We start from the raw sequence: 16,150 nt of genomic DNA on the forward strand, positions 1-16,150 counted from the left end.
ATGTGCCGCCGCCCCGCACCACACACCTTCGCATCCGGCACTGACACAGCCGGGCGGGGAGACTCCCGTTCTCCCGTTGGCGGGAGTGACCCCGACCCGCGGTCACCACCCCACTCATTAGTTAGGATTGACTCACTAAGGGATGATGATACGTTCTATCGGGAGGTGAGGCGGAGTGCGCGCAGTACCGCGCTCGGCGCTGATCGAAGGCACCATCGACCGGCTGAAGTCCCAGATCGTCAGCGGCGGATGGCCGATGGGGAGCAAGATCCCCGTCGAGGACGAGCTCGTGGAGGAACTCGGGGTCAGCCGTGGCACGCTGCGCCAGGCCGTACAGGCCCTGGTGTACGTGGGCCTGCTGGAGACCGCGCAGGGGCGGGGGACGTTCGTGCGCGGGACCCATGAGGTCGACGCCGTCCTGAGCCGCTACATGGCCGACGCCGAGCTCCGCCACGTCCTGGAGACCCGGCGCGGGCTGGAGGTGGAGGCGGCCGGACTCGCCGCCGAACGCCGTGGCCGGGCCGACCTGGACCGTCTCGCGGCGGTGTACGAGCGCCAGAAGGCCGCCCACCGGGACGGCAGGGCAGGCGAGTTCGACCGGGCGGCGGTGGAGTTCCACACGGCCGTCGTCGAGGCCTCGGGCAACCCCGTGCTGATCCGCCTGTACGGCAGCCTGCTCGGCTCCGTCCGGGACTCGGTCCGGGTCGGCGGTGTGCGCCGTCCCCGGGAGCACTACGGGGACCCGGGACACGCCCGCGTTCTGGAGGCCATCGACGGTGGCGACCCGCGGGCCGCCCGGGAGGCGGCGGCCGAGCACGTGGCCACCTTCCTGACCGCGCTCGCACCGGACGCCGAGGACGCGCGGTGACGGCCGCCCGGGACGGCTTACCCCCTCCCCAGCGCCACCGGGACGGCTCGCCTTCTCCCCACCACGAGCGGGAGCCGCTGTTCACCCGTACCGCCGTGGTGGCGTCCTGCCTGGGAATGGTCCTCATCGGCGCGCTGGTCGCCCTGTACGGACCGGTGGTCCCCGCCCTGCGCGACCGGTTCGGCCTGTCGGAGCCGGCGGCCGGGACGGCCCTGGCCGCACAGTCGCTCGGCGCGGTGGTGGGCGTCCTCGGCTTCAACGCCGTCCACGACCGCATCGGCAACCGGGCCCTGCTCGCCTCGTCCTACCTGACCATGCTGGCGGGCACCGTCGCCTTCGGGCTCTCCGGGGCCTGGCCCCTGACGCAGGCCGCCGCGGTCGTCACGGGACTCGGCCTCGGCGGCGTCGACTTCGCCGTCAGCCGGCTGTTCCTCATCGGGCTCGGCTTCCGCGGACCGGCGCTGCTCAACGTGGCCCACGGCTGCTTCGGGCTCGGCACGGTCCTGGCACCGGCCGTCGTCGCCGTCACCGGCCCCGGCCGCTACGGCGCCACGTTCATCGCGATCGGCCTCCTGACCCTGATCCCCCTGGCGTGCGTCCGCGGGATCCGCGCCCGCCCGACGCCCTCCGAACTCGCCGAAGCCTCTCCCGCCCCCGCCCGCCGCTCCGGCGGCCGCGGCACGGCCGTCGTGCTCGCCGGTTTCGCGGCCGTCTACATGCTGCACTTCGCGGTGCAGAGCGGCATCGGCAACTGGGAGCCCACCCACCTGCACGCGCTCGGCCGCACCATGACCGGCGCGACCGTGGCGACCTCGGCGTACTGGCTGGCCATGACCGCCGGCCGCTTCCTGGTCGCCCCGCTCGCCCGCCGCCGGTCACCCGCCGCGATCGTGACCGGCGCCTGCGCCCTGATGACCGTCAGCGTCCTGCTGGTGCCCGTGCCGGGCCTCGCCCCCTGGGCGTACGCGGCCGCCGGGCTGTGCATCGGCCCCCTCTTCCCCAACGGCCTGAACTGGCTGAACCGTTCCGTCCCCGCCGCGGGCAACGCCATGGCCTACGTCATCGCCGCGGCCATGCTCGGTTCCGTCGCCTTCCCGCCCGCGCTGGGCGCGGTCATCGAGGAGTACGGCGTCGGCGCCCTGCCCCTCACGCTGGCCGCCCTCTGCCTGCTCACACTGGCCGCCGGCACGGCCCTCGCCCGGCGGCTGCGCGGCACCGGGACGGAGACGGTGGTGGCCCGCGCCGCGCTCCCGCGGGAGACGGCACCCACCGAATCGACCGTACGAACGACAGGTACACGAGAGAAAGGCGCGTCATGACCCAGCAGTGGGTGGCGGGATTCCGCAGCGCGGTGATCAGCCCGTACGAGAAGATCCGGTTCACGGAGCCCCGCGGCTTCGACGACCAGACGGTCCGTCAGGTCCTGCACATGGCCGGTGGCGGCGAGCGGATACGCGTCCGGCTCTCCAACCGCTACGGCCACGCCCCGCTGACCGTCGCCGAGGCCCGGGTGGCCGAGCGCGGGACGGCCGACGGGATCGTCGCCGGGACGGACACCGGCGTACGGTTCGACGGCTCGGCGCGGGTGGCGGTCCCGGCGGGCGGCGAGGTGGTCAGCGACCCGGTCGACCTGCCCGTCCGGGCGGGCGCCGACCTCGTGCTCAGCCTCTACCTGCCGGCGGAGACCGGCCCGGCCACGTACGCGCACATGCCCGCCGAGACGGCCTACGTCACCGGCGGGAACCGGACCCGGGCAACGGCCCTCCCCGGGGCCGAACAGGTGGCGGCCAGGTTCTACGTGACCGGGATCGACGTGCTCGCGGCCGAAGGCACGGCGGTCGCCGTCGCGTTCGGCGACTCCTGGTTCGAGGGCGTCGGCACCACGCCCGGCGCCAACCGGCGCTCCGTCGACGCGCTCAACCGGCGCCTGGAGCGCGGCTGGACCGTCAACCAGGGCATCGCCGGTAACCGGCTGCTGACCGACGGGGTCGGCGAGCACGCCCTGGCACGCTTCGAGCGGGACGTGCTGTCCGTGCCCGGCGCCGCCCACGTCCTGGTGAACTTCGGCATCAACGACCTGGGCCTGCCCGGAATGCTCGGCCTGCCGCCCGCCACGGCAGGCGAGCTGACGGCCGGGTTCACCGAGCTGGCCCGCCGTGCGCGCGAGGCCGGGCTCGGCGTCCACGCGGCGACCATCGGCCCGTTCGCCGGCGCGATCTACCCGGGGCACGACACCCCCGAGGGCCTCGCCGCGCGGCGCGAGGTCAACGAGTGGCTCCGCACTTGCGGCATCTTCGACTCGGTCTTCGACGTCGCCCACGCCGTGGAGGACCCCGCCCGGCCGGACCGCATCCGCCCCGGGTTCGACAGCGGGGACGGCATGCACCTCAACGACGCCGGGGCCCTGGCCATGGCCGCCGCGGTCGACCTCGGCGCACTCATACTCTGACCCCGCTGCCGCCGTCATGCCGTACCGCCGGGCCCTTCGCCGGACCATTCGCCGGTTCCTTCTCAACCCCTCCGGCACCATCCGCGGTCCTGATACACAGGCGGCCCTCCCGCAACACGGTAGATGACACCCGCGATTGCGCCCGGCCGCTCGAGTACGACCCGGTTCACACGACTGCGAGGAGTACGCGATGACGTTAGGGAAGAGCACGAGGGCCGGCGTGGTGGGGCTCGCGGCGGCCGCGATGGCGGCCACCGCCTTCGTGGCACCCGCACGGGCGGCGTCGGACACGCCGCCCACCGGTGACGGCCACCGGGCCACGCAGCGCGCGATGGACGCGGCCGTGCGGGCGGGCGTCCCCGGCGTCACGGCCCAGGCACGTGACGGCGACGGCGTCTGGAAGTCGGCGTCGGGCGTGGGCGATCTGACGTCGGGCGCGCCGCGCGGCAAGGACGACAAGTTCCGTGTCGGCAGCATCACGAAGACGTTCGTGGCGACCGTCCTGCTCCAGATGGAAGCGGAGGGGAGACTCGGCCTCGACGACACCGTGGAGCACTGGCTGCCCGGCCTGGTGCGGGGCAACGGCAACGACGGCGGCGCGATCACCGTCCGGGAGCTGCTCAACCACACCAGCGGCCTGTTCGACTACCTGGCCGACGAGGAGTACTTCAAGACGTACATGCGGGGCGACGGCTACCTCGAACACCGCTACGACACCCTGCCGCCCGAGAAGCAGGTGAAGGTGGCGCTCTCCCACGCGCCCTTGTTCGAGCCCGGCGCCAAGTTCTCGTATTCCAACACCAATTACGTCCTGGCGGGGCTGATCCTGGAGAAGGCCGGCGGAAGGCCGTACGAGGACGAGGTCCGCGACCGCATCATCCGCCCCCTGGGGCTGAAGAACACCTCCAACCCCGGCACCGGCATCCACCTGCCCCGGCCCAGCGGCCGCGGCTACTCCAAGCTGTTCAGGCCGGAGTCCGACCGGATCGACGACGTCACCGAGATGAACGGGTCGCAAGGCTGGGCGGACGGCGACATCATCTCCACCGCGGGCGACCTGAACCGGTTCTACGGCGCCCTGCTGGGCGGCAGGCTCCTGCCGCCGAAGCAGCTGAAGGTGATGCGAACCGTCCCCGCGTCGTCGTCCAAGCCCTACGGGCTCGGCCTCCAGCGGTTCGCGACGAGCTGCGGCGCCGAGGTGTGGGGGCACGGCGGAGGCATGGTCGGGTGGCTCTCCATGGCCGTGACCAGCGCGGACGGCCGCCACCAGCTCGCCTTCAACTTCAACGGCGACTGGGAGGCCACGTCCATGAGCAAGATGGTGGAAGCCGAATTCTGCCCCGCCTCGCGCTGAGCCCCCGCCTCGCGCTGAGCCCCCGCCTCGCGCTGAACCCCGGCCACGACGGGGCGCCCGCTCACCGGACCGTGCCGGTGAGGCCGGCCCGGTAGTCGGGCAGGGCGATCGTGCCGGTGACCTTCCTTCCCTCCTCCAGCATCCGGTTCAGGATCCGGGGCCTGCTCAGCAGGCCGTTGCGCAGCCGGAGTCCCCAGGTGGTGCGGGGCGCGAGGAACCTGCCGGTGCGGTCGCCTCCCTTCTGGCAGCCCTGGGCGTAGCCGCGTGTCAGCCGCTCGTACCGGGCGAGGGCCGCGCGCTGGTCGTCGGGCGTCCGGCCGAGTTCACCGGCGAGGACGTACGCGGCGACCACGCCGGTGCCGGTGCCCATGCCGCCGAGGGTGGCGCCGCAGGCGGCGTCCCCGAGGAGGGCGATCCGGCCGGAGGGCGTGGACCAGGTGTCCACGTCCGCCCGGCTGATGGAGTCGAAGTAGACCTCGGGGGCCGCTTCGAGGGTGTCGAGGAGCAGGGGGACGTCCCAGCCGAGTCCGGCGAAGGCACCGGCGATCAGCTCCTTGTGCCGCCGGGTGTCGTGGCGGTCGTAGGGGAGTTCGGGTGAGGCGAAGACGAAGAAGGCGCCGGCGCGTCCCGGGTCGCGGTGGTCGGCACCCACACTGGCCAGCCTGCCGGGAGCGTTGTAGCCGACGGAACCCTCGTCGGGCCTCGTGCCGCGGTAGTCGGGCAGGCTCCAGGTCGCGGCGTAGTGGCCGAGGTGGGTCACGTACTTCTCCTCGGGGCCGAAGGCGAGGCGTCGTACGTGGGAGTGCAGTCCGTCGGCGCCTATCACGAGGTCGTAGTCGGCCGGGGCGCCGTGGCGGAAGGTGGCCCGTACGCCGTCCGCGGTCTCGGTGAGCGAGGTGATCGTGTCCCCGAAGACGTAGTCGGCGTAGGGGAGGCTGTGCTCGTGGAGGGCGCGGGCCAGGTCGCCGCGGAGCAGTTCGAGGTCTCCGCCGGCGAAGTCGGCCGGCAGGTGGAGGAGTTCGGCGCCGTGCTCGTCGACGAAGCGCATGGGGCTGCCGCCGGTGTCCATCGCGCGCAGCCGGTCGAGGATGCCCATCCGCTCCAGCACGCCCAGGTGGGTGTCGCCGCGGAAATCCACCGCTTGGCCGCCTTCGCGCGGACCCGGCGCGAGTTCGACGACGGTGACGTCGAAGCCGTGGCGGCCCAGCCAGTAGGCGAGCGCGGGGCCCGCGATGCCGGCGCCGGAGATGAGGATCTTCTTGCTCACACCAACCACTTCCCTTGGGGTCGAGGCGTCCCGAATAACTGTGTCCGATGGACGCTGTTTCTTGTTGTGTACGGTAGACACAGTTTCTGGACCTGGCAAGCGCGGACGCGGGAGTGATGGCGATGAGCGACGAGCGGGACGAGTGGGCCGAGACCGTGCGGATCCTCTGGGAACCCCCGGCCAAGCCCCGGCGCGGCCCGAAGCCCGCTCTGAGCCTCGACCGGATCGCCCGCGCCGCCGTCGAGATCGCCGACGCGGAAGGGCTCACCGCGCTGTCCATGCAGCGCCTCGCCGAGCTGATCGGGTTCACGAAGATGTCGCTCTACCGGTACGTACCGGGCCGGGCCGAACTCGTCGCGCTGATGGTGGACACCGCGATCGGCGAGGCGCCGCCCGAGGACGCGGGGCGGGACGGCTGGCGGGACCGGCTCGCCGCCTGGTCGCACCGGCTGGTGACGGTCTTCCAGGAGCACCCGTGGCTGCTCGACGCCACGATCGGCGCGCGGGTCATGGGCCCCCGGGAACTCGGCTGGATGGAACGGGCCCTGGCCGCCCTGGACGGCACCGGACTCTCCGGCGCCGAGCGGATGGACGCCGTCGTCCTGCTCACCAGCCATGTCCGCGGGATCGCCCAGCAGTCCCGCGCGGCCGGCCCGGCCGGCGGCCCCGAGAGGCAACTGGCCGCCGTCCTCGGCCGGCTGATGGACGAGCACGGCGAGCGCTATCCGGCGCTCGGCGCGGCCCTGGCGTCCGCCACGCCCGGGGAACAGGACCAGGCGCTGGAGTTCGGCCTCCAGCGCATCCTGGACGGGCTGGAGGCGCTCATCGCACGGCGCACGGGCTGAACGAGGAGCGAACGGCGGCGGGGCGGCGCGTCGGCGCGGGACCGTGCCGCCGCTCCCGTACGGATCAGGGCGTGAGCGCGCGCTCCGCCAGCAGGACGCCGATGACGCTCGCCGCCTCGGAGATCTCCCCCGAGCGGACGGCGTCCACGGCCTCCTCGAAGGGCAGCCACCGCAAGGTCATGCCGGCCTCGGTCGGATCCCGCCGGACGGTTCCCCGGAAGAGGTCCATGGCGAGGTAGAGGTGCACCACGGCGGCGGTCCGCGACGGGAGCGGGTGGAACGCGGTCAGGTGCCGGAGCTCGCGGGGGCACCAGCCCGTCTCCTCCTCGCACTCCCGCCGCGCCGCGTCCAGGGGGTCCTCGCCCTTCCCGATCGCCCCGCCGGGGACATGGAGCAGCCGCGCCCCCAGGGGATAGAAGGCGTCCTCGACGAAGGCCACCCGGCGCCGCCCGTCGACCATGACGATCCGGGCGCCGTCCGCCATCTCGACGTGTTCGTACGTCCCTTCCGCGCCGTGCGGCTGGACGACCCGGTCGCGGTGGACCGTGAGGTGCGGTCCCTCGTGCGCGATCTCGGTGCCCAGTCGGGTCCATCCGTGCTCGTGGTGGTGCTCAGTCATGTTCCCCGGTCGTCCTGGAGGCGGCTGTACCGCCTTGGGTAACGCGCGAGGGCGCGGGCCGTTGCGGGTGAGGGACGGGCCGTCCGGAATGGGAGTGGAACCCCTCGGGGACCGGCGCCCTCGATCCTGGTCCGGCCTCGACCGCGCGGCCGGGATCCCCGGTGACCTGCAAAGGGGTCCGCGACGGCCAGGGCTCAAGCCGCCCGCGGCTGCCGGCGGTAGACCCCGGGCGCCAGGCCGTACGCCCGCTTGAACGCCTTGGCGAAGGCGAACTCCGAGCTGTACCCCGTCCGCGCGGCGACGACCGTCAGCGGGGCGTCGGACTCGCGCAGCAGCTCCGCCGCCGTGGTCATGCGCCAGCGGGTCAGGTAGGCCATGGGCGGTTCGCCGACGAGGGCGGTGAACCGGCGGGCGAACGCGGCCCGGGAGAGGCCCGCCCGTTCGGCCAGTGCCTCGACGGTCCACGGGGCCGAGGGGTCGTCGTGGACGGCGGCCAGGGCCGGGGCGACCGCGGGGTCGCCGAGCGCGGCGGCCCAGCCTTCGGCGGCCGCCGCGGGCTGGGCCTCGAACCAGGCGCGCAGGATGTACAGGAGCAGTGAGTCGATCAGGGTGGGGACGATGCCGTCCGTCCCGATGCGCGGGTTCTCCAGCTCCGCGCCGAGCAGCTGGACGGCGGCGCTCAGCTCGGGGTGGTGGCCGTGGCGCGTCTCGAGGTGGATCACCGCGGGGAGCTGGCGGACGAGCGGGTGCGGACGGCCCTGGTCCAGGTGGTAGTTGCCGCACAGCAGGCTGGTCCGGGGGCCGTCGCCGCCCAGGGTCACCGTGCCGATCGGGGAGCCCGGGCGGAACTGCTCGGGCCGTTCCTCCTCGGCCGGGGTGGAGGGGTGGTCGGCGAGGATGTGGCCGCGGCCGTCCCGCAGGAAGATCACGTCGCCGGGGCTGAGGGCGATCGGTTCCGGCCGGGACGGGCCGCCCCCGGGAGCGTCCTCCAGGGGGATCAGCCAGCAGGTGCCGTAGAGCACGACGTGGAAGCCGGCGCCCGCGACGGGCGGCAGCCGCAGGCCCCAGGGGGCGCGGCCCTCGGTGCGGACGGACGTCGGGCTCCCGGTCCGCATCGAAGCCAGCGCCTCGGTCAGGATGTCCATCGCCCTCGCCGTCCCCTCGTCCCGGTCTCCCGGGCGTTCCCGGCCTCCCACGATACGGCCCGCCCGGCTCAGGCGACGGTCAGGACGATCTTGCCGCGCGCGGTCCCGGCGGCGACCAGCCGGTGTGCCTCGGCGGCCTCGGTGAGCGGGAACGTCGCGTCGACGTGGGGGCGGATCCGGCCGGCGTCCACGAGCTCGGCTATGGCCTCCAGGGACGCGTAGTCGGGCTCGACCGAGATGCCGGCGAAGCGCCGTCCGGCCGCCTCGACCTGCGCGGCGAGCTCCCGGTCGCCGTGCTCCAGGATGCTGACGAGGGTGCCGCCGGGGCGCAGGGCGCCGAGCGAACGGGCGCCCTGCGCCGTGGAGTCGAAGACGACGTCGGCGTCGCGCACCACCTCGGTGAAATCGGTGGTCCGGTAGTCGATGACCTCGTCGGCGCCGAGGCCGCGGACGAAGTCGTGCTTGGCCGCGCTCGCCAGGGCGGTGACATGGGCGCCGCGGGCCTTCGCGATCTGTACGGCGAGGTGGCCGACGCCGCCGGCCGCGCGGTGGATCAGTACGCGGTCGCCCTCGCCGGTCCGGGCCGCGTCCACCAGGCCCTGCCAGGCGGTGAGCGCGGCGAGGGGCAGCGCGGCCGCGTGCACGTGGTCGAGGGAGGCGGGCTTGCGGGCCACCTGCCGCGAGGGCACGGCGACGTAGTCGGCGTAGCCGGTCGCGGCGCGGGGGAAGAACGGCATCCCGTAGACCTCGTCGCCGACGGCGAAGCGGGCACCGGGGCCGGCCTCCTCGACGACACCGGAGACGTCCCAGCCGACGCCGAACGGCGGCTCGCCCAGCAGCGGGAACGCCCCGGACCTGACGGCCACGTCCACGGGGTTGACCGCGCTGGCGTGGACCCGGACGAGGACCTCCGCGGCGAGCGGGACGGGGCGTTCGGTCTCCACGGTCCGCAGGACCTCGGGGCCGCCGAAGGAGTTCTGGATTACGGCTCGCACGGGAGCTCTCCCTTGTGTCTCATCGGGTTGTCGCTTCTTGATGCCTCAACCCTAGGGAGATCGAACGAGCGGCTGAATGTCTTCAGATCTTGAAAACATGTCCCAGCGTCTTCCGGCGGGACCCTTTCGGTCGTTCGCGTCCGGCGTCAGCCGAGCGGGTCCGGCACCCGCACGTGCGGGCTGCGCTCGGTGTCCGTACCGGGTACGGGGGCCGAGGCGTCGGCGCCCAGGGCGACGATCCGGTTGTCCGCGTCCACGTGCACGACCTTGGGGACGAGGGCGCGCGCCTCGGCGTCGTCGACCTGGGCGTAGCTGATGAGGATGACCAGGTCCCCGGGGTGGACGAGGTGGGCGGCCGCGCCGTTGACGCCGATGACGCCCGAGCCGCGCTCGCCCTCGATGACGTAGGTCTCCAGGCGGGCGCCGTTGTCGATGTCGACGATGTGGACGAGCTCGCCGGGCAGCAGGTCGGCCGCCTCCATGAGGTCGGCGTCGACGGTCACCGAGCCGACGTAGTGCAGGTCGGCCTGGGTGACCGTGGCCCGGTGGATCTTGGACTTGAACATGGTGCGCAGCACAGCGTCACTTCTCCCTGCGGTGAAAGGGTCGCGGCCCCGGAGGGGTACGCGCCGTCGGAGCCAGGGTAGACGGACGGGGTCCCGGGGGACACAGCGGTCCCCCGGGACCCCGTCGGCCCGGTGCGGCGGATGCCGGCGGACGTCAGTGGCTGACCTCCGTCTCCGCCGCCTCCTCGGCCGCGGCCCGCTGGAACTGGGTGCGGTACAGCTCCTCGTAGCGTCCGCGCGCGGCGAGCAGTTCGCCGTGGGTGCCGCGCTCGACGACGCGCCCGCCCTCGATGACGAGGATGAGGTCGGCGGCCCGGACGGTGGACAGGCGGTGGGCGATGACCACGGCGGTGCGGCCCTCCAGGGCTTCGCCCAGGGCCTCCTGGACGGCGGCCTCGGAGGTGGAGTCGAGGTGGGCGGTGGCCTCGTCGAGGATGACGACGCGCTGGCGGGCCAGCAGCAGGCGGGCGATGGTCAGCCGCTGCCGTTCGCCGCCGGAGAGCCGGTAGCCGCGCTCGCCGACGACCGTGTCCAGGCCGTCGGGCAGGGCCGCCACCAGGCCCTCCAGGCGGGCCCGCCGCAGGGCGTCCCAGACCTCGTCCTCGGTGGCCCCGGGGCGGGCCAGCAGCAGGTTGGCGCGGACCGTGTCGTGGAAGAGGTGACCGTCCTGGGTGACCATGCCGAGGGTGTCGCGCAGGGATTCGGCGGTCAGGTCCCGTACGTCGACGCCGCCGAGGCGTACGGAGCCGGCGTCGGCGTCGTAGAGGCGCGGCAGCAGCTGGGCCATGGTCGACTTGCCGGCGCCGGAGGAGCCGACGAGTGCCACCATCTGGCCGGGTTCGGCGCGGAAGGAGACGTCGTGCAGGACCTGGGTGCCGCCGCGGGTGTCGAGGGTGGCGACGTCCTCCAGGGAGGCGAGGGAGACCTTGTCGGCGGAGGGGTAGGCGAAGCGGACGCCGTCGAACTCGACGGACACGGGCCCGTCCGGCACCTTCCGGGCGTCCGGCTTCTCGGCGATCAGCGGCTTTAGGTCGAGGATCTCGAAGACCCGCTCGAAGCTGACGAGGGCGCTCATGACCTCGACGCGGGCGCCGGCGAGGGCGGTCAGCGGGGCGTAGAGGCGGGTGAGGAGGAGGGCGAGGGCGACGACGGCACCGGGTTCGAGGCTGCCGCGCAGGGCGTAGAAGCCGCCGAGTCCGTAGACGAGCGCGAGGGCGAGGGCGGAGACGAGGGTGAGGGCGGTGATGAAGGCGGACTGGGCCATGGCGGTGCGGACGCCGATGTCCCGGACCTTGCGGGCGCGGGCGGCGAACTCGGCGGACTCGTCGGCGGGCCGGCCGAAGAGCTTGACGAGGGTGGCGCCGGGGGCGGAGAAGCGCTCGGTCATCTGGGTGCCCATGGCGGCGTTGTGGTGGGCCGCCTCGCGCTGGAGCCCGGCCATCCGGGAGCCCATGCGGCGGGCGGGGACGACGAACACGGGCAGCAGGACGAGGGCGAGGAGGGTGATCTGCCAGGAGATGCTGAGCATCACGCCGAGGGTCAGCAGCAGGGTGACGAGGTTGGCGGCGACGCCGGAGAGGGTGTTGCTGAAGGCTCTCTGGGCGCCGATGACGTCGTTGTTGAGGCGGCTGACGAGCGCTCCGGTGCGGGTGCGGGTGAAGAAGGCGACCGGCATCCGCTGGACGTGGTCGAAGACCGCCGTGCGCAGGTCGAGGATGAGGCCCTCGCCGAGGGTCGCGGAGAGCCAGCGGGTGAGCAGGCCCAGGGCCGCCTCGGCGACGGCGATCAGGGCGATGAGCAGGGCGAGCCCCGTGACCGTGTCCGCGTCGTCGCCCTTCACGATCGCGTCGACGACCCGGCCGGCCAGCACCGGGGTAGCCACGGCGAGGAGTGCCATGACCACGCTCAGCAGCAGGAACTGGCCGAGGCGCCGCCGGTGCGGCCGCGCGAAGCCGGCGATGCGGCGCAGCGTCGCCCGGGAGAAGGGCCGCCGGTCCTGTTGGGCGTTCATCGCGCTGTGCAGCGATGTCCAGGCGGTGACTTCCATGTCCATCGGTTTTCCTCCGTCGTCCTCGGGCTTGCCTCAACGCTAAAACCTCAAGCATGGTTGAGATCAAGTCGGAGGAGGTCCGGAGAGCCGGGAGGGTTGACGGCCCGGGGCGCGGGACACCCGGGCGCGCGACGAGCCCGGGCACGGCGGCCCGGGCCCGGAAGCGCGTCACCCGCTTCGGAGAGCCGTTACGCGCCTCCGGGGGTCGTTACGCGCCGAGCTCCGCGCGCCAGACGGGGCTGTCCACATAGTGGTTGTCGAAGCGCTCCGAGGAGTCCTTGATCTCCTGCGGGCTCGCCTCGCCCCGCATCACGCGGCCCAGCAGCCGCAGGTAGTCGAAGCGCGCCATGCCGGGCGTGAAGACGAACAGGACGTCGGCCTCGCGGCCGGGGGCCGCCGCGAAGGCGTGCGGGGTGTGCGGCGGCACGACGAGGGAGTCGCCGGCGTTCAGCACGACGACCTCCTCGTCCACCAGGACGCGCAGCGAGCCGTCGATGACGAAGAAGAGCTCGGCGGCGCGGGTGTGGAAGTGCGCCGGGGCGCCGACGGCGCCTTCGGCGAAGTGCGAGCGGTAGCTCGTCAGCAGGCCGCCGGTGGTGTCGGAGTCGGCGAGCAGGGTCATGACACTGCTGGGGTCGCTGGTGGTCTCGGCCTCGGCGGCCCGGGTGAGCACCGCGGCGAAGTCGGGCTTCCGGATGTTCCTGGTGTTCTCGCCGGTCATGGTGCTGTTCCCCTCGTTCCACGGCACGTTCGCCGCCTTGTGATCACAACTTTAGGGGAAACTAAAGACTTTGCACATGGTGCAATCCGGACCTGAAATCGGAGGTCAATTCCCGGGCCACCGTCACCGGCGAGGACCGACCGGACCGGCCGGCGGCTCCCAGGGAAACGCGGTGGGCCCCGCCCGGAGGCGGGGCCCGGCGGCGCGGCACCCGTACGGCCGGGCGCTCACGCGCCGCCCGGCCTAAGCCGGGCGGTGTGGTCGTCTCCGTCGGACCGTCAGGTGCGGTAGGCGAAGTAGACCGCCCCCGGGTTGGAGGCGATGATGCTCGCGACCGACTTCCGGTAGGTGTTGGTCGAGTGGTACGTCAGGTACGGGACGCCGGCCCGGCTCCGGTACGTGGTCATCATGGAGTGGTCCTTGGACCCGTCCCGGTCGAAGTCCATCTGGAGGATGTCGCCGACGTCCATCTGGTAGACGTTCGCCAGGTTGACCGCACGCTTGGAGGAGAGCGTGAACCACGCCCACTCGTTGGCGCCGACCCAGGAGGTCGTCTGGGTGGTGTTGTCGTACCACCAGTTGCGGTAGTCCGTCGCGGAACCCGAGTCGTTCTTCCAGCCGCCGGCCCGCAGGGCCTGGCTGATGAAGTTGGTGCAGTCACCGCCCTGGTCGTTGAACTTCCGGTACGCGGGGTTGTAGTTGCGCCAGTACTTCTCCGCGTAGGCCGCCATGGCCGCGTAGTTGTACCCGGCGGTGCCCCGGGTCTTCGGCTGCGGCCGCGCGGGCCACGAGGTGGAGGCGGGCGTCCCGTCGAGACCGCCACCGGTGTTCGTCGTCGCCACCGCCGTGCGGGGCTCGTTGATGGGGCGCGGGCCGGAGTCCGTGGGGCGGATACCGGTCAGCTCCCACTTGCCCTTCGACGTGCTGGTGAAGTTCAGCTCGTGGTGGGCCCGGAAGCCGGTCGTCGACGGCTCGTCGCCGCGGATCTTCTTGTACGTGAGCGTGGTGACCTCGGTGACCCGGACCGTGGCCCGGCCGCCCTTGACGCTGGTCGTGTCCACGGAGACCCGGGTGTCACCGGAGGTGTACGCCTCGCCCAGGGACGCGAGGCGCGCCTTGCGGGTCCGGAGCGTGGACAGCCCGGTGTCCTCCGTGCGCGACAGCGCGGCGGAGAGGCGTATGTTCCCCGGCTTGGCCGGCGTGGACCGCGCCGACCGGCCGTCCAGGAGCGCCGCCGTGCGCTGGGTCAGGACGGCGTCGGCGAGGGTGGCGAAGGTCTTGGTCGTCGCGCTGTCCGCGGTGCGCGGGGCCGGCGCGGCGTTCGCGGTCGACACGGGCAGGAGCACGGCCGAGACGGCCATCGTCAGTACCGCCCCGACAGCGGATCTTGACGTCGTTTGTTTCACGATGTTTCCCCTTGTCACCCGGTCCGGACGGACCGGGGACGGAATCTTCGCACACGCTTCCGCTTTCCGATCAAGTAGGCGAGAGAGTGCGGGCACGAGGCCACGTCAGGTGTGGCCTACAAGCTTCCGCTTGCACCCTCGGAGCGATGCGGGGAGTGAGTGGGACGGGGCAACCGGTGGCCGCCGGAGCCCGCCGCCGGAGCCGTGACCCCCACTCACCTCGCCCCGGGCGCGTACGCGCCCGGCCACCCACCACGGGAAGCCGTTGCCATCCGGACGACCATCAACTTAGGCTTACCTAACCGCGCGGTGGCGGCATCGTGCCGCCGACCTCTCCGGCATGCCCGCGCGCGAACGCCCGGGCATGCCGCGCGCGGGTGACGGGGCGCCGGACGGCGCCACGACGAAAGGGGCCGCACATGACCGGGGCGGGAAGCGACGAGGAGCGCGTGACGGCGGGCTGGCGGGAGCGCGGCACCGTCGCGCGGCTGGCCTTCGGGCAGATGGGCACGCAGTTGCTCGCGGCCGCGGTACGACTGGAGATCTTCGACCGGATCGGCGCGGGCGAGCGGACGGCCGACGGCCTCGCCGGCGACCTCGGCACCGAGCCGCGGGCCACCCGCCGGCTGCTGCGGGCGCTGGCCGGGATGCAACTGCTGGCCGAGACGGCCCCCGGCACGTTCACCACCACCGCGGCGGGCGACCTGCTGCGCTCCGGCACCCCGGGCAGCATGCTCTCCATGGCCCGGATGTTCACCGACCCCGCGATGCTGCGCGGCTGGGACCTGCTGGAGGAGAGCGTACGGACCGGGCGGACGTCCTTCGACTCGGTCTTCGGCACCGACTTCTTCGGCCACCTCAAGGCGCACCCGGAGCTGTCCGCCGAGTTCAACGCGGCGATGAGCCAGGCCACGCGGCTGCTCGCCGACGCCCTCCCGGCCCGGTACGACTTCGGCCGCTTCGGCACCGTCGTGGACGTGGGCGGCGGCGACGGCACCCTGCTCTCCGCCGTCCTGCGCGCGCACCCCGGCACCCGGGGCATCGTCCACGACACCGCCGAGGGGCTCGCCCAGGCCGCCGCGCGCTTCGCCCGCGAGGGCCTCACCGAGCGGACCGCCCTGGAGACCGGGGACTTCTTCGCCTCGGCCCCGGCGGGCGGTGACCTCTACATGCTGAAGAGCGTCATCCACGACTGGAACGACGAACAGTGCACGACCATCCTGCGGCACATCAGGAAGGTCGTCCCGGACAGCGGCACCCTCCTGATCATCGAGCCGGTCCTGCCGGCCACCGTCTCCCCCGAGGCTCCCGACCTGACGTACCTCAGCGACCTCAACATGCTCGTGAACGTCGGCGGCAGGGAACGCACCGCGGAGGACTTCACCCGGCTGTGCGCGGGCGCCGGGTTCCGGGTCGGCACCATCACGCCGATGCCGCCGCCGAACGTCTTCCAGCTCATCGAGGCGAAGCCCGCCTGACCCCGGCGGAGGGACGGGAGGCACCGGCCCGCGCCCCCGGGGCGCTCCTCCTCACGAGATGACCGGGAATGGGCCGGACGGGAACCCTCCGGACAGGACAAGATCGGGGAAATGAGCCGGGCCCGCCGCCGACGGCCGAGCGCACGGCGGCAGGCCCGGACCCGTCCCCCACCCACTGGAACCCCTCGTGACCGACACCGCATCCGAGGCCCCCTGCCACGTGCCGGCGGCGGCCACCGGACGACCACCGCTCCTCTTCTCCGTGCTCGGGCCCGTGCGGGCCCGGCGCGGTGGGGAGCTCCTCCACACCGGTTCGCCCCAGCAGCGCGCGCTCCTGGCCGCGCTGCTGCTGCGCGGCGGCCGCACCGCCACCGCGGCGGAACTCGT

General features: G+C 73.2%; 14 protein-coding genes and 1 pseudogene. 7 read left to right on the top strand and 8 right to left on the bottom strand.

The window, feature by feature from the left end; all coding sequences use genetic code 11:
• The first annotated feature begins 175 nt into the window (after positions 1–175).
• The 4 genes from LUZ64_RS23775 to LUZ64_RS23790 all read left to right on the top strand — a co-directional run bounded on the left by LUZ64_RS23775 (position 176) and on the right by LUZ64_RS23790 (position 4,671).
• A complete protein-coding gene (locus tag LUZ64_RS23775) occupies positions 176–868 on the top strand; it encodes a FadR/GntR family transcriptional regulator (RefSeq protein WP_232390353.1) in 693 nt (230 codons plus the stop codon).
• A complete protein-coding gene (locus LUZ64_RS23780; protein WP_232390354.1) occupies positions 865–2,187 on the top strand; it encodes an MFS transporter in 1,323 nt (440 codons plus the stop codon). The genes LUZ64_RS23775 and LUZ64_RS23780 overlap by 4 nt, the downstream gene beginning before the upstream one ends.
• Positions 2,184–3,317: a GDSL-type esterase/lipase family protein gene (locus tag LUZ64_RS23785; RefSeq protein WP_095580720.1), complete on the top strand. Its 1,134-nt coding sequence runs from the start codon at positions 2,184–2,186 to the stop codon at positions 3,315–3,317. The genes LUZ64_RS23780 and LUZ64_RS23785 overlap by 4 nt, the downstream gene beginning before the upstream one ends.
• A gap of 190 nt (positions 3,318–3,507) precedes the next feature.
• Complete coding sequence (locus tag LUZ64_RS23790) at positions 3,508–4,671, top strand: serine hydrolase domain-containing protein (protein ID WP_095580722.1); 1,164 nt, start codon at positions 3,508–3,510, stop codon at positions 4,669–4,671.
• Positions 4,672–4,732: 61 nt separating this feature from the next.
• Here LUZ64_RS23790 and LUZ64_RS23795 read toward each other — a convergent pair whose 3' ends face one another.
• Positions 4,733–5,938 (bottom strand): FAD-dependent monooxygenase, encoded by a 1,206-nt coding sequence (locus LUZ64_RS23795; protein WP_095580724.1) that lies wholly within the window; start codon positions 5,936–5,938, stop codon positions 4,733–4,735.
• Between the two features lie 122 nt (positions 5,939–6,060).
• Between LUZ64_RS23795 and LUZ64_RS23800 the strand changes: the two genes are divergently transcribed.
• Positions 6,061–6,783, top strand: coding sequence for a TetR/AcrR family transcriptional regulator (locus tag LUZ64_RS23800; protein WP_095580726.1), 723 nt, complete (start codon positions 6,061–6,063; stop codon positions 6,781–6,783).
• 64 nt (positions 6,784–6,847) lie between these two features.
• On the opposite strand, the gene LUZ64_RS23805 is transcribed toward LUZ64_RS23800, so the two are convergent.
• From LUZ64_RS23805 to LUZ64_RS23835, 7 genes are all read right to left on the bottom strand, one after another.
• Positions 6,848–7,402, bottom strand: coding sequence for an NUDIX domain-containing protein (locus tag LUZ64_RS23805; protein ID WP_095580728.1), 555 nt, complete (start codon positions 7,400–7,402; stop codon positions 6,848–6,850).
• Between the two features lie 194 nt (positions 7,403–7,596).
• Positions 7,597–8,547, bottom strand: a complete 951-nt coding sequence (locus tag LUZ64_RS23810) for an AraC family transcriptional regulator (RefSeq protein WP_095580730.1) — start codon at positions 8,545–8,547, stop codon at positions 7,597–7,599.
• A 68-nt stretch (positions 8,548–8,615) separates the two neighbouring features.
• Positions 8,616–9,542 carry an NADP-dependent oxidoreductase gene (locus LUZ64_RS23815; RefSeq protein ID WP_095580732.1) on the bottom strand — a complete coding sequence of 309 codons (927 nt, stop codon included), beginning with the start codon at positions 9,540–9,542 and terminating at the stop codon, positions 8,616–8,618.
• Positions 9,543–9,688: 146 nt separating this feature from the next.
• Complete coding sequence (gene panD / locus LUZ64_RS23820; RefSeq protein WP_232398698.1) at positions 9,689–10,120, bottom strand: aspartate 1-decarboxylase; 432 nt, start codon at positions 10,118–10,120, stop codon at positions 9,689–9,691.
• 142 nt (positions 10,121–10,262) lie between these two features.
• Positions 10,263–12,161: an ABC transporter ATP-binding protein gene (locus LUZ64_RS23825; protein ID WP_095580736.1), complete on the bottom strand. Its 1,899-nt coding sequence runs from the start codon at positions 12,159–12,161 to the stop codon at positions 10,263–10,265.
• A 205-nt stretch (positions 12,162–12,366) separates the two neighbouring features.
• Positions 12,367–12,879: a cupin domain-containing protein gene (locus LUZ64_RS23830; RefSeq protein WP_095580738.1), complete on the bottom strand. Its 513-nt coding sequence runs from the start codon at positions 12,877–12,879 to the stop codon at positions 12,367–12,369.
• A gap of 278 nt (positions 12,880–13,157) precedes the next feature.
• Entirely contained in the window at positions 13,158–14,285 is a 1,128-nt protein-coding gene (locus tag LUZ64_RS23835; RefSeq protein ID WP_232390355.1) for an amidase domain-containing protein, read from the bottom strand.
• Positions 14,286–14,704: 419 nt separating this feature from the next.
• Here LUZ64_RS23835 and LUZ64_RS23840 point away from each other — a divergent pair, with 419 nt between their 5' ends.
• Both LUZ64_RS23840 and LUZ64_RS23845 read left to right on the top strand, forming a co-directional pair.
• Positions 14,705–15,763: a methyltransferase gene (locus LUZ64_RS23840; protein WP_095580742.1), complete on the top strand. Its 1,059-nt coding sequence runs from the start codon at positions 14,705–14,707 to the stop codon at positions 15,761–15,763.
• A 187-nt stretch (positions 15,764–15,950) separates the two neighbouring features.
• Positions 15,951–16,150: pseudogene (locus LUZ64_RS23845) on the top strand (hypothetical protein); the annotation flags it as partial.

Source organism: Streptomyces albireticuli (genome assembly GCF_021228125.1).
Classification (GTDB): Bacteria; Actinomycetota; Actinomycetes; order Streptomycetales; family Streptomycetaceae; genus Streptomyces; species Streptomyces albireticuli.